This is a genomic window from Salinifilum ghardaiensis (assembly GCF_054491345.1).
The window spans coordinates 983,342-1,001,683 of the sequence record NZ_CM137101.1 but is presented as its reverse complement, the minus strand read 5'-3'; the positions used below and the strand labels follow the sequence as shown (position 1 = coordinate 1,001,683).

Below are 18,342 nucleotides of genomic sequence, written 5' to 3'. Positions count from 1 at the left end.
CCGGCGCGGACTCCCCTATCCGGCGAGTTCCCGCAGGCTCGGCAGCAGCGCCCGCAGCGCCCGCCCGCGGTGCGACTCGGCGTCCTTCTCCTCCGGCGAGAGCTCCGCGCTGGTGCGGGTCTCCCCGTCCGGCACGAACACCGGGTCGTATCCGAAGCCGTTCTCCCCGCGGGGTTCCCGGATGATGCGCCCGCGCCACTCGCCGCGCACGACGGTGTGCGAACCGTCGGGGCGGGCCAGCGCCGCCGCGGCGACGAACGCGCCCCCGCGCCGCTCGTCCGGGACGTCGCGCATCTGACCCAGCAGCAGCTCCAGGTTCGCCCGGTCGTCGCCGTGCCCGCCGGACCAGCGCGCGGAGAGCACACCGGGCATCCCGCCCAGGGCGTCCACGGCGATGCCGGAGTCGTCGGCCACCGCCGGGCAGCCGGTCGCGCGCATCGCGTCGACCGCCTTGGCCACCGCGTTGTCCTCGAACGTCGCACCGGTCTCCGGGGCTTCCGGGAACGCGGCCACGTCGTCGAGCCCGATGACCTCGAGCCCGGTCACGCCCGCCTCGTCGAGGATGCGGCGGAGCTCGGCGAGCTTGGCCGCGTTGCGCGTGGCCAGCAGCAGGCGACTCATGCCGCGCCCCCCGGCAGGGTGCCCGGGTACGGCGCGGCCAGCGCCTCCGCCTGGAGCTCGGCCAGCCGGGAGCAGCCGGCCTGGGCGGAGTCCAGCATCTGGTCCATCGTGGACCGCGGGAACGTGGCGCCCTCGCCCGTGCCCTGCACCTCCACGAGGGTCCCGTGGTCGGTCGCGACGACGTTCATGTCCACCTCCGCGCGGGAGTCCTCCTCGTAGGGCAGGTCCAGCCGCACGCGGCCGTCCACCACGCCGACGCTGATCGCCGACACGGCGCAGGACAGCGGCTTCGGATCGGACAGCCTGCCCGCTGCTCCCAGGTAGGTCACCGCGTCCGCCAGCGCCACGTACGCCCCGGTGATCGCGGCGGTGCGCGTGCCCCCGTCGGCCTGGATCACGTCGCAGTCGAGGGTGATGGTGTTCTCGCCGAGGGCGGACATGTCGATGCACGCCCGCAGCGACCGCCCCACCAGCCTGCTGATCTCGTGCGTGCGCCCGCCGATGCGTCCCTTCACGGACTCGCGCACGCCCCGCGTGTTCGTCGCCGAGGGCAGCATCGCGTACTCCGCCGTGACCCAGCCGAGGCCGGACCCGGCGCGCCACCGCGGCACTCCCTCCTGCACGCTCGCCGCGCACAACACGCGCGTCCGGCCGAATTCCACGAGTACCGACCCGGCCGGCCAGTCCTGGTACCCGCGCGTCAACCGCACCTCTCGGAGCTCGCCATCGCTCCGTCCGTCAGCTCGTGCCACACCTCCACCTTAGGAACCCGCTCGGCACCGCCACGCGCCGCCTCTCCTCAACAGGACGTCGTCAGGTCGTTTGCTCGCAGACCGCGGACTCCCCGACCCGCGGCCTCAGAACTCGTACCGCTCGCCCGCGGCGACGAGATCCACCGGTCCCGCGTACTCGGCGGCGGCCTCGCGCCGGACCTGCTCGGCGTCCGTCCACGGCTGCACGTGCGTGAGCAGCAACCGGCCGACCCCGGCGGCCTCGGCCAACCGCCCGGCCTGCGTGCCGGAGAGGTGCAGGCCGTCCGGCACGTCCGGGGAGTGCGGCCAGGACGCCTCCGCCAGCAGCGCGCTGCCGTCCGCGGCGAGGGCGGTCAGCCCCGGGAACGCTCCGGTGTCCCCCGTGTAGGCCAGCAGGCCGCGTCCGTCCGAGATGCGGAACCCCCACGTCGGGCAGACGTGGTGCACCGGCACCGGCTGCACCTCGAACGCGCCGATGCGCAGCGGCGCCTCGGACAGCGGGCGGAAGTCGAACACGTCGCCGAGGTCGGTCTCGGCCCACTCGGACGGGCTCGTGGCGTACAGCGCGGCCAGCCGCTGCGCAGCGCCTTCCGGTGCGTGCACCGGCAGGCGCCGGCCGCGCGGGTCGTGCGGTGGCCGCGGGTGGTACCGGCGCAGCACCGTCATCATCGCCACGTCCGCGCAGTGGTCGGCGTGCAGGTGGCTCAGCAGCAGCGCGTCCAGGTCGAACGGGTCGACGTGCCGCTGCAGCGGGCCGAGCGTGCCGCTGCCGAGCTCGACCGCGATCCGCGTGCCCGCGGATTCGAGCAGGTACCCCGAGCAGGGCGAGTCCGGCGCGGCGATGCTCCCGGAACACCCCAGAACCGTCAGTTTCACGCGCTCGAGCGTGACACGTCGTGCGGCTGGACGGCATCGGCCACCAGGCCGGGACCGACGAACCGCGTGGCCAGCCGGCTGAACCGCTCGGGCGAACCGGTGCACCGGAACTCGTGGTGGGCCACGCGATCGGGCTCGGCCAGGAGGTCCTGCTCGGTGAGCACGCGGAGCACGTCCTTGGCGGTCTCCTCGGCGCTGGACACCAGCGTCACGTGCTCGCCCATCGCCAGCTGCACCACCCCGGTCAGCAGCGGGTAGTGCGTGCAGCCGAGGACGAGCGTGTCCACGCCGGCCTGCTGCAGGGGGTCGAGGTAGCTCTGCGCGAGGCCGAGGATCTGCCGGCCGCTGGTGTTGCCGCGCTCGACGAACTCGGCGAACCGCGGGCAGGCGCTCGTGCTCAGCGCGATGTCCGGCGCCGCGGTGAACGCGTCCTCGTAGGCCCGGGACGAGATCGTGGCGCGGGTGCCGATCACGCCGACGCGCCGGTTGCGCGTCGTGGACGCGGCGCGGCGCACCGCGGGCAGCACCACTTCGACCACGGGGATGTCGTAGCGCTCCCGGGCGTCGCGCAGGCAGGCCGACGAAGCGGTGTTGCAGGCGATGACCAGCGCCTTGACGCCCTCGTCGACGAGCGCGTCGGTCTGCGCCAGGGTCCGCGCCCGGATGTCGGAGAGCGCCCGCGGCCCGTACGGCGCGTTCGCGGTGTCCCCCACGTAGCGCAGGGATTCCGCGGGCAGCTGGTCCATGATCGCGCGGGCGACGGTCAGGCCGCCCACGCCCGAGTCGAAGATGCCGATCGGCGCGTTGCTCACCTCCTCAGTGTGCCACCGGGCGCGGGGCCGGACGGGCGGCGCGTGCTGCGCGCCACCAGCCACGCGGCCAGCGCACCGCCGAGCGCACCGAACAGGTGCCCCTCCCAGGACACGCCCGGCTGCCCGGGCAGCACGCCCCACAGCATCGAGCCCCAGAAGAAGAACAGCACGATCGCCACCGCGATCTGCCCCGTGTTGCGCTGCAGGAACCCGCGCAGCAGCAGGAACACCATCCAACCGAACACGAGGCTCGAGGCGCCGATGTGCGGCGCGGGCGCGCCGATCAGCCAGGTGCCCACGCCGGCGGTGATCCACACGGTCGCGGTGACCGCGAGGAACTGCCGCACGCCTCCGGACAGGGCGAGCCAGCCGAGCACGAAGAACGGCACCGTGTTCGAGATGAGGTGCGGCCAGCCGCCGTGCAGCAGCGGGGCCCAGAGGATCCCGTCGAGGCCGTCCACCTCCCGCGGGACGATGCCGTACTCGCGGATCAGGCGCACCCCGTTGACCGCGCCCATGGCGAGGTAGCCCTGCACGGCGTACAGCACGACGAGGAACAGCAGCATGCCCACCGCCGACCGGGCCGGGTTGGCCGGGAGCACGCGCGCGTTGGGGCGTTGCGGCAGCCTGTTCACACTCCCGAGGCTACTGGTCGAAACGTCCGTTGACGTCGGGGCTGCGCGGAATTCACGCGCCCACCGGTACGCTGATCGGCGTTCGCCCTCGTCGGACCCCGCAACGCACCCGGAGAGGTCTGGATTGGCCGAGTTCGACGTCGCCGTGCGCACCCCGGTGCGGCACGGCCGGTCACCCGTGTGGGACTCCCGGACCGACACCGTGCTGTGGGTCGACCGCCCGGCCGCGAGCGCGCACCGCTACTCCCCCGGCCGCGGGACCGACGCGGCCATGCCGACGCCGCAGCCGGTGGGCGCGGCGCTGCCGCGGGCGCGCGGCGGGCTGCTGCTGCACCTCGACGAGGGGCTCGCGCTGTTCGAGGCGGACGGCGCCACGCGCACGTGGCTGGCGTACTGGGCGCGGGACGGGTTCTGCGCCGTCACCACCGCCGTCGACCTGCACGGACGCGCCTGGGCGGCGAGCGCGCCGCTGGCCGCGCCCGCGCGGTTCCGCGGCGGTCTCCCCGCCGCGGAGGGGAGGGACTCCGAGGAGGCCCGGTCCGGCGGGCACGAGCAGCTCGGCGGGCACCGGCAAGCAGCCGGGCACGGGCAGGCCGCGGGCGGTGGCGGGTGGCTGGTGCGCGTGGCGGCGTCCGGCCCGGTGCGCACCGGCCCGCGGGCGTTGCCGGATCCGCGGGGGCTGGCCTTCGCACCGGACGGCGCGCGGCTGTACCTGGCCGACGGCTCCACCGGCCGCCTCGAGGTGCTCGCGCTCGACCCGGAGGGCGGCGAGCTCGGCGAGCGCCGACCGCTGGTCGAACCCGGCGCGCCGGTGGGCGGTCTCTGCGTGGACGCGGCCGGATGCCCGTGGGTGGCGCTGCCCGGTGCGGGCGCGGTGCACCGCTACACCCCGGAGGGGGTGCTCGACCGCGAGGTCGTGCTCGCCGGTCACCGGCCGACGGACTGCTGCTTCGGCGGGACGCGGCTGACCGACCTGTACGTCACCACCGGCGGCGGCGATGCGGGCGCCGAGGATCCGGCGGCGCTGCTCGTCGTCCCGGAGGCCGGCGAGGGCGTGCGCACCCCCGCCTTCGCCGGTTGAGCGCCGTCCGCTCCGAGCACCGGCCTGCCCGGGTGCACATGTCGCGAGGGATGCGCACCCCCGCGGAGACCTCCGGGGTGGAGCCCGCGCATCAGGCCCAGAGCTGGCCGTCCAGCCGCTCCGCCGCTTCGTCGAGCGTGCCGCTGTAGGCGCCGGTGGACAGGTACTTCCACCCCGCGTCGGCGACGGGGAACACGATGTCGGCGGACTCCCCGGCGGCGGCCGAGCGCTCCGCCATGGTCATGGCCGCGTGCAGCACGCCACCGGTGGAGATCCCGGCGAAGATGCCCTCGGTCTCCAGCAGTTGGCGGGTGCGCCGCAGCGCGTCGTAGGAGCCGACGGAGAACCGCCGGCTGAGCACGTCCTCGTCGTAGAGCTCGGGCACGAAGCCCTCGTCCAGGTTCCGCAGCCCGTACACGAGCTCGCCGTAGCGCGGCTCGGCGGCGATGATCTGCACACCGGGCCGCTGCTCCCGCAGGTACCGGCCCACGCCGACGAGGGTCCCGGTGGTGCCCAGCCCGGCCACGAAGTGCGTGACGCCGGGCAGGTCGCGCAGGATTTCCGGTCCGGTGCCGCGGTAGTGCGCGTCCGCGTTGGCCTGGTTGCCGTACTGGTACAGCATGACCCAGTCGGGGTTCTGCTCGGCCAGCTGCTTGGCCACCGCGACGGCCTGGTTCGAGCCCCCGGCTGCGGGCGAGGAGACGATCCGGGCGCCGAACGCCTGCAGCAGCTGGCGGCGCTCCTCCGAAGTGTTCTCGGGCATCACGCACACCAGGCCGTAGCCCTTGAGCTTGGCGGCCATGGCCAGCGAGATGCCGGTGTTGCCGGACGTGGGTTCCAGGATGGTGCACCCGGGGGTGAGGCGGCCTTCCTTCTCGGCCGCCTCGATCATGCCCAGCGCGGGGCGGTCCTTGATCGAGCCGGTGGGGTTGCGGTCCTCGAGCTTCGCCCACAACCGGACGTCCGGGGAGGGGGACAACCCCGGAAGTCCCACCATCGGAGTGTCGCCGAGGGCGTCCAGCAGCGAGTCGTAGCGGGCCACGTTCTGCCTCCAAGATCAGGGCTGTGCGATCGAAGGACCGCCCGCGCGCGGCCGTCACACCGCTGCTCGTACCGGCGGGAACGGCCCTGGCAGCGGTGCGTCAGCGCATACCGCCGGCGACGGCGGGCAGGATCGTGACGCTGTCCCCGTCCGACACCGGGGCTTCCAGACCACCGGTGAAGCGCACGTCCTCGTCGTTGACGTACACGTTCACGAACCGGTGCAGGCCGTCCTCCCGGACGAGCCGGTCCTTGAGCCCGTTGTAGTTGCCGTCGAGGTCGTTGATGACCTCGCCCAGCGTGCTACCGGCGGCCTCGACCGACTTCTCGCCGCTGGTGTACGAGCGCAGGATCGTCGGGATGGACACCTTGACTGCCATGGATATACCTCCTGATCAGGAATACGCGGGACGGGACAGCGGCGCGAGGCCGCGCCGGCGACCGGCGCGGCATCGTGCTGCGCGGACTCAGCCCTGGTCGGGCACCTCGTCGGCACCGGTGTGCGCGAACATGTAGGACTCCACGACCTCGACCGGCTCCTCGGTGACGGCTCCGTCCACGATGCGGTAGGAGCGCAGCTCGTAGGTCTCCGGGTCCCGAGTGGACACGAGCACGTAGTGCGCGTTCGGCTCCGAGGCGTACGAGACGTCCGTGCGGGAGGGGTACGCCTCCGTCGAGGTGTGCGAGTGGTAGACCACCACCGGCTCCTCGTCGTTGGCGTCCATCTCCTTCCACACCCGCAACTGCTCCTGCGAGTCGAAGCGGTAGAAGGTGGGCGAACGCTCGGCGTTGATCATCTCGATGAAGCGCTCCGGGCGCTCCGACCCCTCCGGGCCGGCGATGACACCGCAGGCTTCGTCCGGGTGGTCCCGTCGGGCATGCGCGACCACCGCGTCGACGAGGTCGCGTCGGATCACCAGCACAGACACCATCCTAATGAATGCGGCACCGGCCTCCCACCATGTGGAAGCACGCTTTCCTCCGGTGCGGTTTCCCGGTCCAACGTCACCTCCACCATGATTCATTCCCGCGTCGACGGGTACCGAGCCGTGTAGCAGCTCACCTCGCCGACCGGGTCCGCGGCGAGCACACCGCGCACGATCGCCCGCGCGGTCACCTCGGCCGCGGCGGCGCACAGCGCGTCCAGCGCCGCCGCCCACCCCGCCGAGCCGACCTCCGGCCACCCGGAGCTCCGCCCCGTGGCCAGGGCGAAGGCCGTGTCCCCGTCGGTGAGCCCGTGCGCCGGGCGCACCGCCCGGGCGATGCCGTCGTGCGCGGCCACGGCCAGGCGCCGCGCCTGCGCCTTGTCGAGGGCGGCGTCCGTGGCCACCGCGCCGATGGTCGTGTTCAGCGGTCGACCTGCGGGGCCGTGCCGTCCCGGGCGCGCGCCCGCGCGCCCGCGCGCGGCGGCCACCTCGGCCGGGTCGGGCGCGCGCAGCTCGGGCGGGCGGTGCCAGGGCAGCCCCGTGGTGGCGTCGACGACCGGGCCGGCGGAGTTCACCGCCCACAGCGCGCCCACGGTGGTGCCCGCGGCGGCCGTGTCCCCGCCCACGGTGGTCGCGGCGGTGCCGAGCCCGCCCTTGAGGTCGCCCGCCACCGCGCCGGTTCCCGCGCCGACGTTGCCCTGGGCCGGTTCCTCGTCCGCGGCCGCGGCGCAGGCCCGGTGGCCGAACTCGGCGTCCGGGTGGTGGCGGTACTCGTTCAGCGGCAGGTCGAACAGCACGGCGGCGGGCACGACGGGCACGACGTGCGCCGGGTCCGGGCCCACCGGCACGCCGCGGCCGCGCTCGGCCAGCCAGCGCATCACCCCGTCCGCGGCGGCCAGGCCGAACGCGCTGCCGCCGGCGAGCAGCACCGCGTGCACGCGCTGGACGAGGTGGTCCGGGGCGAGCACGTCGGTCTCCCGCGTCCCCGGCCCGCCGCCGCGCACGTCGACGGCCGCGGCGGCGCCGTCCGGGGCGAGGAGCACGCTGGCGCCGGTGGCCCGCTCGTCGTCGAGCCGCTGGTCGTGCCCCACCTGCAGGCCGGGCACGTCGGTGATCGCGTCGCGCGCCGCCACGACCGCGGATCACTCCACCAGCGCGGTCACGAGGCTGTCCTGCACCCAGGTCAACCAGTGGTAGACGCCGAGGTGCTCGCGGCGGAGCTCGTCGGTCTCCGCGTCGTCGACGAGGTCGTCCTCGCCGTCCTCACCGATCTCGAGGGCGGTGCCCAGGGCCAGCCGCACGTCGTTGAGGGCGGTCAGCCACTGGTCGGCCTGCTCGCCGGTCAGCTGCACGTTCCCGCCGTCGACGGGGCACGTGTTCAGCACGAGGTCGGCCACTTCGGTCTTGGCCTCCACGACCTCCGGTTCGTGCAGCGAGCGCAGCGCGGCGGCCGCGTTCTCGTCGGCCTCGCCGGGCCCGGCGGCCGCGTCGGCGACGTCGGTGCGGAAGAAGTCCGGCAGCAGCCGCTCCAGCACCTTGTCCTCGGGGGGTTCGGCGGGACCGGTGCGGATCCCGGTCAACTCGGCCAGCTCGTCCTGCGGCACCTCCGCCGCCCGCGCGGTGAGCATGTCCTTGATCTGCCCCACGAGGCCGCGGATGACGGCGGCCTCCTGCTGGGACAGCCGGGTCACCACGTGACCGTTCCGCCGGGTCCAGCCTTCCACGTGACGTCCTCACTCCTCGTCTCGGCGTGCGGCCCCGCCGCCGTCGCGGTGCGGGCGGTCAGGAGTCCTTCTGCATCGTCGCCCACAGGCCCGCGGCGTGGAGCTTGGCCACGTCGCCCTCCACCTTCTCCTTGGAACCGGAGGACACCGCCGCGCGGCCCTTGTGGTGGACGTCCAGCATCAGCTTCGTCGCATGGTCCTTGCTGTAGCCGAAGACCTTCTGGAAGACGTACGTCACGTACGACATGAGGTTGACCGGGTCGTTCCACACCACGGTCACCCACGGCCGGTCTTCGGTGCCGAGCTCGGCCGACTCGAGCTGCGCACGCTCAGCTTCAGCGGGCGAGGTCATGGCCCCAGTCTCGCACGGGCCTCCGGGCGCGGGTCGGCCGCGGGCTCGCCGGAACGGCCCGTGCTCCGCCCGGCGGGCACCCGGTTTCACCCGACCGGCGGAAGGTCGCCGGTCGTGGCGGAGCGGACGCGGACACCGGGTCCTGGCGCGGGCGGCGCAGCCCGGACCCGTAGCCTCTGCGGCATGACCGCTGCGAGCACTCCGACCACAGCGCTGCGCACCGACCACTACGAACTGACCATGCTCGCCAGCTCGCTGCGCGACGGGACGGCGCAGCGGGAGTGCGTGTTCGAGGTGTTCACCCGGCGCCTGCCGAACGGTCGCCGCTACGGCGTGTTCGCGGGCATGCCCCGGGTCCTCGAGGCGATCGAGAACTTCCGCTTCGACGAGGAGACCCTGCGGCACCTCAGCGAGAACGGGGTCGTGGACGAGCGGACCCGGCAGTGGCTGGCCGAGTACCGCTTCCGCGGCGACGTCGACGGCTACTCCGAGGGCGAGCTGTACTTCCCGGGTTCGCCGGTGCTGACGGTGCGCGGCACGTTCGCCGAGTGCGTGCTGCTGGAGACCCTGGTGCTGTCGATCACCAACCACGACAGCGCGATCGCCGCGGCTGCGGCGCGCATGGCCTCGGCCGCGAACGGGCGGCGCATCATGGAGATGGGATCGCGCCGCACGCACGAGCACTCGGCGGTGGCCGCCGCCCGCGCGGCCTACCTGGCCGGGTTCACCGCGACGTCCAACCTCCAGGCCGGGGTGGACTACGGCATCCCCACGGCGGGCACGGCGGCGCACGCCTTCACCCTGCTGCACGACTCGGAGCGCTCCGCGTTCGAGGCGCAGGTGGCCGAGCTCGGCCCGAGCACGACGCTGCTCGTGGACACCTACGACATCACCCGGGGCATCGAACTGGCCGTGGACGTGGCCGGCACCGACCTGGGAGCCGTGCGCATCGACTCCGGCGACGTCGGCGTGCTGGCGCGGCAGGCGCGGCAGCAGCTGGACGAGCTGGGGGCGACGGCCACGCGGGTGGTCGTCTCCGGCGACCTCGACGAGTACGCGATCGCCTCGCTGCGGGCCGAGCCCGTCGACGCCTACGGCGTGGGCACCTCGCTGGTGACCGGGTCCGGGGCGCCGACCGCCGGGATGGTCTACAAGCTCGCCGAGGTGGAGGGCCGGCCGGTGGCCAAGCGCAGCTCGCACAAGGAGTCGCGCGGCGGGCGCAAGGCGGCGATCCGGCGGCACAAGGACACCGGCACGGCCGTGGAGGAGGTCGTCTACCGCGTGGCCCCGGACGTGGCGGAGCCGCCGGTGGGTCCGCACGACCGGCACCTGCAGCGCCCGCTGATGCGCGGCGGGCAGCGGGTGGGCGATCTGCCCGCGTTGGACGAGGACCGCGAACGGCTGCGGCACGCGCTGGTGAGCCTGCCGTGGGAGGGTCTGAAGCTCTCGCACGGCGAGCCGGCCGTCCCGACGGTCTTCCCCCGCCCCTGACCAGGTGCCGGGGCCCCGGCGGTCGTCGCGGGGCCCGCGGACCTGTTCACCGCCGCCGGGGCACCGGCGCATACTGGGAGCGCGGCTCCCGCGCATCGGGAGCGAACCCTCCGCCGCACGCGCGCGGCAGGAAGACAGGTCGCAATGCCCAGGGCACTGATCATCGTGGACGTGCAGAACGACTTCTGCGAGGGCGGGGCGCTGGCCGTGGCCGGAGGCGCGCGGGTGGCCTCCGCGATCACCGCGCAGCTCGGCGCGGACGACCACGACGTCGTCGTGGCCACCCGCGACTACCACGTCGACCCGGGGGCGCACTTCAGCGACGAGCCGGACTTCGCGCGGTCGTGGCCGCGCCACTGCGTCGCCGGCACCCCGGGGGCGGCGTTCCACCCGGAACTGGACGTCGGCCCGATCACCGCGGTGTTCGACAAGGGCCAGTACGACGACGGCTACTCCGGGTTCACCGGCGTCGATCCGCAGGGGTGGAGGCTGCCGGACTGGCTGGCCCGGCGCGGCGTGGACCACGTCGACCTCGTCGGGCTGGCCACCGACCACTGCGTGCGGGCCACGGCGCTGGACGCCGCGCGCTCCGGGTTGAGCACCGCGGTGCGGCTCGACCTGACCGCGGGCGTGGCGGCCGCGACGGTGGACGCGGCGATGCGCGAGATGGACGAGGCCGGTGTGGGGCTCACCGGCGATCCCGTCGTGGCCTGATGGAGGACTTCGTGAGCGGGTCCGCGGATCGGCTGACGCGCCGAAGCGAGGGAGCTCGCGGCAGCCCCTGAAACGACCGGCCTGCAGCGGGCGAACAGAGCACTGCTGAACGAACCGGAGAAGGTTCTGCGGAGGTTCTGCCGAGCAACCACGCACGCACCGCGCAGCGCGGTTCCGATAGCGTCGGAGCGTGGCCCGTTCCGTTCCCCGCTGGTCGAACCCCGATGCGTTCGCCCACGATGACGACGACACGCCGCCTCCGGAGATCGCCGCGGCGCTGCCCTCCCCCGGGAGTTCCGGACCGGTGGCGGACCTGCCGACGCTGCTGAGCACCGCCGTCGAAGCCGTCGGCGGCGCGGAGCGCACCGGTCAGACGCGCATGGCCGAGGCGGTGGAGCACGCCGTCGACACCGGCGAGCACCTGGCCGTGCAGGCGGGCACCGGCACGGGCAAGTCGCTGGCCTACCTGGTCCCGGCGCTGCGGCACGCGGTGCGGAACGGCAGGACGGTGGTCGTGTCGACCTCGACGATCGCGCTGCAGCGGCAGCTCGTCGACCGCGACCTGCCCCGCCTGGCCGAGGCGCTGACCGGCGCGCTGGGCCGCCGCCCCACCTTCGCGATCCTCAAGGGACGGCGGAACTACCTGTGCCTCAACCGGGTCCACGGCAACGCCCCGGCCGACCCGGAGGAGGGGCTGTTCGACCCGTTCGCCGCCTCCTCCCTGGAGCGCCAGGTCAGCCGCCTGCAGGAGTGGGCGCAGGAGACGGAGACCGGGGACCGCGACGAGCTCGTCCCGGGCGTGAGCGACCGCGCGTGGCGCCAGGTCTCGGTGACGGCGAAGGAGTGCCTCGGCGCGCACCGCTGCCCCGCGGGCGACGAGTGCTTCGCCGAACTGGCCCGCGCGGCCACCGCGCAGGTCGACGTGGTGGTGACGAACCACTCGCTGCTGGCCATCGACGCGCTCGACGACCGGTCGATCCTGCCGGAGGCCGACGTGGTCGTCGTCGACGAGGCGCACGACCTCGTCGACCGCGTCACCTCCGCCTCCACGGGCGAGCTGACCGCGCCGCTGGTGACCAACGCGGCGCGGCGCTGCGGCCGCGCGGTGGACGAGCGCCTCGCCGATGCGCTCGCCGAGGCCGCCGACGGGGTGGAGACCGTCCTCGCCGACGCGCCGGTCGGCCGGGTGGACGAGCTGCCGGAGGACCTGGCGGTGCTGCTGCGCTCGGTGCGCGACGCGGCCTGGGCCTGCGTCACCGCGCTGCGGCCGGAGCGCGGCGAGGACGCGGGCAGCGACAGCGTCCGCGCGCTCGCGCACGCGGCGACCGAGGAGGTGCACGACACCGCCGTGCGCCTGCTGGACGCGTTCGACTCCGGCGAGACGCGCGACGTCGTGTGGGTCGCGGAGGAGCCGAACCGGCCGCGGGCGCTGCGCGTGGCGCCGCTCGGCGTGGGCGGGCTGCTGCGCGAGCGGCTGTTCGGCAAGCGCACCACCGTGCTCACCTCCGCGACGCTGGCGCTGGGCGGGTCGTTCGACACGCTGGCCCGGCAGTGGGGGCTGCCGCCGCGCGAGTCGGCGCGGCTGGCGGCGGAGGCGGCCACCGACCGCGACGTCCCCGCGGACGATTCGGGTCCGAAGTGGACGGGGCTGGACGTCGGCTCGCCGTTCGACTACCCGCGCAGCGGCATCCTCTACATCGCGCGGAAGCTCCCGTCACCCGGGCGGGACGGCCTGCCGGACGAGTACCTGGACGAGCTCAGCGAGCTGGTCACCGCCGCGGGCGGGCGCACCCTGGGGCTGTTCTCCTCGATGCGCGCCGCGCGGCAGGCCGCCGAGGAGCTGCGCGACCGGCTGGACCTGCCGGTGCTGTGCCAGGGCGAGGAGTCCACGTCCCAGCTGGTCTCCCGGTTCGCCGAGGACGAGTCGGCCTCGCTGTTCGGCACGCTCTCGCTCTGGCAGGGCGTGGACGTGCCCGGGGCCTCGCTGAGCCTGGTGGTCATGGACCGTATCCCGTTCCCGCGGCCGGACGACCCGCTGGCCTCGGCGCGGCAGAAGGCGTTGAACGAGCGCGGTGGCAACGGGTTCCTCGCGATCGCGGGCACGCACGCGGCGCTGCTGCTCGCCCAGGGCGCCGGCCGGTTGCTGCGCACGGCCGCCGACCGCGGCGTCGTCGCCGTGCTGGACCCGCGGTTGGCGACGGCGCGCTACGGCGGTTTCCTGCGCGCCTCGCTGCCGCCGTTCTGGACGACGCACGACCCGCAGGTGGTGCGCGGCGCGCTGCACCGGCTCACCGCGGCGGTGTGAGAGCCCGCCCCGACCCGGCGTGATCCTGCGCACGCCCGCCGTTGTGGACCGTCCACAACGCGGACCGCTTCTTTCTGTACCGCCGGGGACGCCGGGTACGTTGTGCGCGTTCGCCCCGCGGATCACCCGGAACGGCGAACATCAGGACCGTTGCTCAGGCTCCGCGGAGCACGACCGAGGGGAGACCGTTGTCCGCAGGACGCGACGCACTGCCCGCAACCGACCTCGCGCGCACCGTCGTCTTCGCGGCGTTCATCGCCGTGCTGGGGCTGTTCCCCGGGCTGCAGTTCGCCGCCGTGCCGATCGTGCTGCAGAACATGGGGCCGCTGCTGGCCGGCAGCGTGCTGGGAGCGCGGCGCGGCGGTGCCGCGGTGCTGCTGTTCCTCGTGCTCGTGGCGATCGGCCTGCCGCTGCTGTCCGGCGGCCGCGGCGGGCTGGCCCAGCTGTTCTCGCCGAGCGGCGGCTTCATCCTCGGCTGGGTCCTCTCGGCGGTGGTGACCGGTTGGATCGCCACCCGCTCGTCCGGACCGCCGCGGATCCCGCTGCTGCTGGTCGCCAACCTCGCCGGGGTCGCGGTGGACTACCTCGTCGGCATCCCCTACTGGGGCGCGGTCGTCGGCGACCTCCCCGCGGCCGCCGTGCAGTCGGTGATCTTCCTGCCCGGGGACGCGGCGAAGATCGTGCTCGTGTCGCTGGTGGCGGCGGCCGTGCACCGCGCCGCCCCGGCGACCCCGGCCGCCGCGGCGACCCGGCGGGGGTGAGCCGTGCGCCTGCCGATCCTGGACCGCGTCCCGGCCTCCCGGATCACGCACCTGCCCGCCGACGGCGGGCGGGCGACCGAGCACGCCCCCGCCGACTGGTCCGCCCGCGTGCGCACCGGGGCGACGCGCCTGCCGGCGGGCGTGCGGGTGGGGCTCACCGGCACCGACGCGCACGCGCGGCTGTGCTGGTTCCTCGCGGCCGACCTCGCCGGCTGCGCCACGCTGGTCACCGACGCGTCGTGGAGCCGCGGCGAGCTCGACGCGGTGTGCGCCGACGCGCGCCCGGCGGTGTTCGTGCCCGGCGACTCCCCGCCGCCCGCGGAGCAGGACGCGCCGCCGCGCGGGCCGGTCGGTGACGCGGACACGCCGTTCTACCTGCCCACGACCTCGGGCAGCAGCGGTCGGCCCCGGGTGCTGGCGCGCACCCGGGAGTCCTGGCTGCGCAGCTACGACGCCTTCGACGTGGGGATCGGCGGCGAGGACCGCGTGCTCGTGCCCGGGCCGCTGAGCTCCTCGCTGTTCCTGTTCGCCGCCCTGCACGCGCTGCACGCGGGCGCCGACCTGTGGCTGCTGGACCGGTGGAGCGCCGCCGAGGCCGCGGCCGCCTGCCGCCACGTCACCGCGGCGCACCTGGTGCCGGCGATGCTCGCGGCGCTGCTGGACCGCTGGGAACGGGACCCCGAGGAGGCCGCGGCGCTGCCCCTGCGCCGCGTGGTGCTCGGCGGCGCCCACGTGGACGAGCGGCTCGCGCAGCGGTTGCACCGGGTGCTGCCCGGCTGCGAGCTCGTCGAGTACTACGGGGCCGCGGAGACCTCGGTGATCGCGGTGGGCCGCCGCGGCGTCCTGCACCCGGTGGTGGACGTGCACGTCGACGAGGGCTCCGGCGCGCTGCGGACGCGCTCACCGCTGCTGTGCGCCGGCCGCCTGCGGGCTGGGGAGCTCGAACCGCTGACAACCGAGCGGGGGTGGTTCGACGTGGGCGACCGGGCGGCCCGGCGCGCCGACGGCTCGCTGCGGATCCTGGGCCGGCAGGGCTCCACGATCAACACCGGCGGCGCGCTCGTCTCGGCCGAGGAGGTCGAGGCCGTCCTCCGCGCGGTGCCCGGCGTGCGCGACGCGGTCGTCGCGGGCACGCCGCACCCCCGGTTCGGCGAGCTCGTCACCGCGGTGGTGGAGGGCGCGGGCGAGGCCGAGCTGGCCGCGGCGCGGCAGCGCGCGCAGCAGGAGCTGAAACCCGACAAGCGACCGCGCCGCTGGCTGCCGGTCCGGAAGTTGCCGCGCACCGCCTCGGGGAAACCGGCCCGCGCCCGGGTGGCCGAACTCCTCGGCCGCGACCTGCCGCCGGAGGCCGACGGCGCCCCCGGCAGCACCGGGGCCGAGGCCGACACCGCCCCCAGCAGCACCGGCGCCGGCAGCACCGGGAGCGGCGATGGCTGACCGCACCCCGGTGGTCGTCGCCGCCCGCCGCTCCCCCGTCACCACGGCCGGGCACGGCCTGCGCGACGTGCCCGTCGACCAGCTGGCAGCGCCCGTGCTGCGCGCCGCGCTCGCCGACGGCGGGCGCGACGCGGTCGACGAGGTGGTGCTCGGCAACGTGCTCGGCCCCGGCGGCAACCCGGCGCGCGTGGCGGCGCTGCGCGCCGGGCTCGGCTGCGACGTGCCGGGGATGACGGTGGACCGGCAGTGCGCCAGCGGGCTCAGCGCCATCACCACGGCCGCGGCGCTGGTGCGCTCCGGGCAGGCCGAGTGGGTGCTGGCCGGCGGGGCGGAGAGCCCGTCGACCATGCCGTGGCGGGCGTGGCGCTCGTCCTCGGCGACCGAACCGCCCCGCTTCTACTCGCGCGCCCCGTTCGCACCCGCCGAGGTCGGCGACCCGGAGATGGGCCCCGCGGCGGACCTCGTCGCCGCCGAGGCCGGCATCGACCGGGCGCGGCAGGACGCCTTCGCCGCGCGCAGCCACGCCCGCGCCGTGGCGGCCCGGCGCGCCGGACGTCTGGACGCGGAGCTGGTGGAGATCGCCGGGGTCGGGGCCGACGACCGGCCGCGCGCCGGGTTCACCGCGCAGCGGCTCGCCCGGTTCCGCCCCGCGTTCACCGCCGGGGGCACGGCGACCGCGGCGAACTCCTGCGGGCTGAGCGACGGCGCCGCCGCGGTGCTGCTGACCACCGAGGAGAATCGGGAGCGCCGCGGGCTCGCGGGGATGCGCCTGCTCCGCGCCGAGCACTCGGGGGTCGACCCGAACCGGCTGGGGCTCGGCGCGGTCGGTGCGATGCGCGCCGCCCGGCGGGCGTGCGAGCCGGAGGTCGTCGAGTTCAACGAGGCGTTCGCAGGCCAGGCGCTGGCGTGCCTGGACGCGTGCGGGCTCAACGAGCGGCGCGTCAGCCCGGACGGGGGCGCGATCGCCTTCGGCCACCCGTGGGGCGCCTCCGGCGCGGTGCTCGCGGTGCGGTTGTTCAGCCGCCTCGTGCGGCAGGAGGCGGAGCGCACCGGGATGGCGGCGCTGTCCTCCGGCGGCGGTCTCGGCGCGGCGACGGTCTGGGAGCGAGTGTGATCGAGTTCGACGACGTGGGCCACTCCTACGACGCGCGGACGGTGCTGACGGGTGTGCAACTGCGCCTGGCCGAGCAGCGCGTCGCGTTCGTCGGGGCCAACGGCTCCGGCAAGTCCACGCTGGCCCGCATGATCAACGGCCTGGTCAACCCGTCGCGGGGCCGCGTGCTCGTCGACGGCGCCGATCCGGCGCGCGACGGCCGCCGGGTGCGGCGCCGGGTCGGGTTCCTGTTCACCCACCCGGACGGCCAGATCGTCATGCCCACCGCCGCCGAGGACGTGTCCTTCTCGCTGCGCCGCACGGGTCTGGCGAAGTCCGAGCGCCGGGAGCGGGCGGTGGAGATCCTCGCCCGCCACGGCCTGGGCGAGCACGTGGACCACCCGGCGCACCAGCTCTCCGGTGGCCAGAAGCAGCTGCTCGCGCTGTGCGCGGTGCTCGCCGTCGAACCGGACGTGCTCGTCTGCGACGAGCCGACGACCCTGCTGGACCTGCGCAACAAGCGCCACTTCCGGGACGTGCTCGCCGGCCTGCCGCAGCAGGTCGTGCTCGTCACCCACGACCTGGAACTGGTGGAGGACTTCGACCGCGTCGTCGTGCTCGACGAGGGCCGCGTGGTCGCCGACGACGAGCCGCGTCCGGCGCTGGCGCAGTACCGGGAGCTGATCGGGTGACTCCGCTCGGCTTGTACGAACCGGGCAACAGCCCCCTGCACCGGGCGCCGGCCGGGCCGAAGTTCCTCGGGTTGCTCGCGCTCGCGGTGGTCGTGCTCGTCTTCGACGGGACGGCGGCGCTCGCGGTGTGCGCGGCGCTCGCGGCCGCGGCCTACGCGCTCGCGCGCGTCCCGCTGCGGCGGTGCCTGCGGATGCTGCGGCTGATCGTTCCGCTGCTCGTCGTCGTGTTCCTCGTGCAGTGGTGGTTGATCGGCTGGGACGCGGCCTGGACGGTGGGCCTGCGGCTGGCCGCCGCGCTCGGTGCGGCCAACCTGCTGACGATCACCACCCGGGTCGAGGACGTGGTCACCGCGGTGGAGCGCGGCCTCGGCCCGCTGCGCCGGTTCGGGGTGCGGCCGGAGCGGTTCGGACTGCTCGTCGGGCTGACGATGCAGGCGGTGGCGGCGGTGTCCGCGATCGCCACGCAGACCCGCGAGGCCCAGTGGGCGCGGCACGCGGAAGGTTCCGTGCTCGCCTTCGCCGTGCCGTTCCTGGTCCGCACCCTGCGGCACGCCGACCAGCTCGGCGAGGCGCTGGCCGCCCGCGGCGTCGGCGACGAGGAGTGACCGGGCCTCGCGCGGGCGCGCGCGGCGCGGGCGTGCGCGGCCGTCGCCCGTGGCCGGGGCGTGCGGGGTGCGAGGCGTGCGGCGCCCCTGCCGTCCCGTCCACCCCCGGAACCGCGAATCCTCGCCCGTTCAGGACTTTCGTCCCTGTTGTGCGTTCCGCCGCGTTTTGGCATCGTGTGAGTTACCGGGGTAATGCCCGGGGATCGACCCGAGGAGCGCAGTGGCCTGGACGACCAGGGCCGCCCGACCTAGTGGCCTGGACGACCAAGGGCCGCCCGAGACCTAGCGATCGCGAGATCGCGAAACGCTTCTCGGGTCCGATCTGTGCCTGGGGGCCGGCAGCGGTTCGGCCGGGCCGGCGGTGCGCGGTTGCTGAGCGCCCGCGGACTGCTCCGCTGCGGCCCGACCTCCCCCTCCTGCGCGC

Annotated in this window: 20 protein-coding genes; 9 read left to right on the top strand and 11 right to left on the bottom strand. The window is 75.1% G+C overall.

The features are described from left to right. Positions 1 to 15: 15 nt before the first annotated feature. The 5 genes from rdgB to ACVGV0_RS04500 all read right to left on the bottom strand — a co-directional run bounded on the left by rdgB (position 16) and on the right by ACVGV0_RS04500 (position 3,696). Positions 16 to 621 carry an RdgB/HAM1 family non-canonical purine NTP pyrophosphatase gene (gene rdgB, locus ACVGV0_RS04520; RefSeq protein WP_459158591.1) on the bottom strand — a complete coding sequence of 202 codons (606 nt, stop codon included), beginning with the start codon at positions 619 to 621 and terminating at the stop codon, positions 16 to 18. Beyond that, complete coding sequence (rph, locus tag ACVGV0_RS04515) at positions 618 to 1,373, bottom strand: ribonuclease PH (RefSeq protein ID WP_459158590.1); 756 nt, start codon at positions 1,371 to 1,373, stop codon at positions 618 to 620. Before rph ends, rdgB begins: the two co-directional genes overlap by 4 nt. Positions 1,374 to 1,478: 105 nt before the next feature. Next, a complete protein-coding gene (locus tag ACVGV0_RS04510) occupies positions 1,479 to 2,249 on the bottom strand; it encodes an MBL fold metallo-hydrolase (protein ID WP_459158589.1) in 771 nt (256 codons plus the stop codon). After that, on the bottom strand, positions 2,246 to 3,061 hold the full coding sequence (gene murI, locus ACVGV0_RS04505; protein WP_459158588.1) for a glutamate racemase: 816 nt from the start codon (positions 3,059 to 3,061) through the stop codon (positions 2,246 to 2,248). The genes ACVGV0_RS04510 and murI overlap by 4 nt, the downstream gene beginning before the upstream one ends. Next, entirely contained in the window at positions 3,058 to 3,696 is a 639-nt protein-coding gene (locus ACVGV0_RS04500; protein WP_459158587.1) for a rhomboid family intramembrane serine protease, read from the bottom strand. The genes murI and ACVGV0_RS04500 overlap by 4 nt, the downstream gene beginning before the upstream one ends. A gap of 124 nt (positions 3,697 to 3,820) precedes the next feature. Here ACVGV0_RS04500 and ACVGV0_RS04495 point away from each other — a divergent pair, with 124 nt between their 5' ends. Further along, on the top strand, positions 3,821 to 4,777 hold the full coding sequence (locus tag ACVGV0_RS04495; protein ID WP_459158586.1) for an SMP-30/gluconolactonase/LRE family protein: 957 nt from the start codon (positions 3,821 to 3,823) through the stop codon (positions 4,775 to 4,777). A 91-nt stretch (positions 4,778 to 4,868) separates the two neighbouring features. On the opposite strand, the gene ACVGV0_RS04490 is transcribed toward ACVGV0_RS04495, so the two are convergent. From ACVGV0_RS04490 to clpS, 6 genes are all read right to left on the bottom strand, one after another. After that, on the bottom strand, positions 4,869 to 5,819 hold the full coding sequence (locus ACVGV0_RS04490) for a PLP-dependent cysteine synthase family protein (protein WP_459158585.1): 951 nt from the start codon (positions 5,817 to 5,819) through the stop codon (positions 4,869 to 4,871). Positions 5,820 to 5,919: 100 nt separating this feature from the next. Further along, positions 5,920 to 6,198: a MoaD/ThiS family protein gene (locus ACVGV0_RS04485; RefSeq protein ID WP_459158584.1), complete on the bottom strand. Its 279-nt coding sequence runs from the start codon at positions 6,196 to 6,198 to the stop codon at positions 5,920 to 5,922. Positions 6,199 to 6,285: 87 nt separating this feature from the next. Next, positions 6,286 to 6,741 carry a M67 family metallopeptidase gene (locus ACVGV0_RS04480; protein ID WP_459158583.1) on the bottom strand — a complete coding sequence of 152 codons (456 nt, stop codon included), beginning with the start codon at positions 6,739 to 6,741 and terminating at the stop codon, positions 6,286 to 6,288. A gap of 98 nt (positions 6,742 to 6,839) precedes the next feature. Then, a complete protein-coding gene (locus tag ACVGV0_RS04475) occupies positions 6,840 to 7,877 on the bottom strand; it encodes a P1 family peptidase (RefSeq protein ID WP_459158582.1) in 1,038 nt (345 codons plus the stop codon). Positions 7,878 to 7,886: 9 nt separating this feature from the next. Then, positions 7,887 to 8,468, bottom strand: a complete 582-nt coding sequence (locus tag ACVGV0_RS04470) for a DUF2017 domain-containing protein (protein WP_459158581.1) — start codon at positions 8,466 to 8,468, stop codon at positions 7,887 to 7,889. 58 nt (positions 8,469 to 8,526) lie between these two features. Next, complete coding sequence (clpS, locus tag ACVGV0_RS04465; protein WP_459158580.1) at positions 8,527 to 8,820, bottom strand: ATP-dependent Clp protease adapter ClpS; 294 nt, start codon at positions 8,818 to 8,820, stop codon at positions 8,527 to 8,529. A gap of 183 nt (positions 8,821 to 9,003) precedes the next feature. Between clpS and ACVGV0_RS04460 the strand changes: the two genes are divergently transcribed. From ACVGV0_RS04460 to ACVGV0_RS04425, 8 genes are all read left to right on the top strand, one after another. Then, positions 9,004 to 10,311: a nicotinate phosphoribosyltransferase gene (locus tag ACVGV0_RS04460; RefSeq protein ID WP_459158579.1), complete on the top strand. Its 1,308-nt coding sequence runs from the start codon at positions 9,004 to 9,006 to the stop codon at positions 10,309 to 10,311. 144 nt (positions 10,312 to 10,455) lie between these two features. After that, the gene (locus ACVGV0_RS04455; RefSeq protein ID WP_459158578.1) at positions 10,456 to 11,025 is read left to right on the top strand and encodes an isochorismatase family protein; all 570 of its coding nucleotides are present in this window, start codon (positions 10,456 to 10,458) and stop codon (positions 11,023 to 11,025) included. 379 nt (positions 11,026 to 11,404) lie between these two features. After that, positions 11,405 to 13,330 (top strand): ATP-dependent DNA helicase, encoded by a 1,926-nt coding sequence (locus ACVGV0_RS04450; protein WP_459159924.1) that lies wholly within the window; start codon positions 11,405 to 11,407, stop codon positions 13,328 to 13,330. 188 nt (positions 13,331 to 13,518) lie between these two features. Then, entirely contained in the window at positions 13,519 to 14,091 is a 573-nt protein-coding gene (locus ACVGV0_RS04445; RefSeq protein WP_459158577.1) for a biotin transporter BioY, read from the top strand. A gap of 3 nt (positions 14,092 to 14,094) precedes the next feature. Further along, positions 14,095 to 15,528: an AMP-binding protein gene (locus ACVGV0_RS04440; RefSeq protein WP_459158576.1), complete on the top strand. Its 1,434-nt coding sequence runs from the start codon at positions 14,095 to 14,097 to the stop codon at positions 15,526 to 15,528. Next, the gene (locus tag ACVGV0_RS04435) at positions 15,521 to 16,642 is read left to right on the top strand and encodes a thiolase family protein (protein WP_459158575.1); all 1,122 of its coding nucleotides are present in this window, start codon (positions 15,521 to 15,523) and stop codon (positions 16,640 to 16,642) included. Before ACVGV0_RS04440 ends, ACVGV0_RS04435 begins: the two co-directional genes overlap by 8 nt. Beyond that, the gene (locus ACVGV0_RS04430; RefSeq protein WP_459158574.1) at positions 16,639 to 17,313 is read left to right on the top strand and encodes an energy-coupling factor ABC transporter ATP-binding protein; all 675 of its coding nucleotides are present in this window, start codon (positions 16,639 to 16,641) and stop codon (positions 17,311 to 17,313) included. The genes ACVGV0_RS04435 and ACVGV0_RS04430 overlap by 4 nt, the downstream gene beginning before the upstream one ends. After that, the gene (locus tag ACVGV0_RS04425; RefSeq protein ID WP_459158573.1) at positions 17,310 to 17,918 is read left to right on the top strand and encodes a CbiQ family ECF transporter T component; all 609 of its coding nucleotides are present in this window, start codon (positions 17,310 to 17,312) and stop codon (positions 17,916 to 17,918) included. The genes ACVGV0_RS04430 and ACVGV0_RS04425 overlap by 4 nt, the downstream gene beginning before the upstream one ends. Positions 17,919 to 18,342 lie beyond the last annotated feature (424 nt).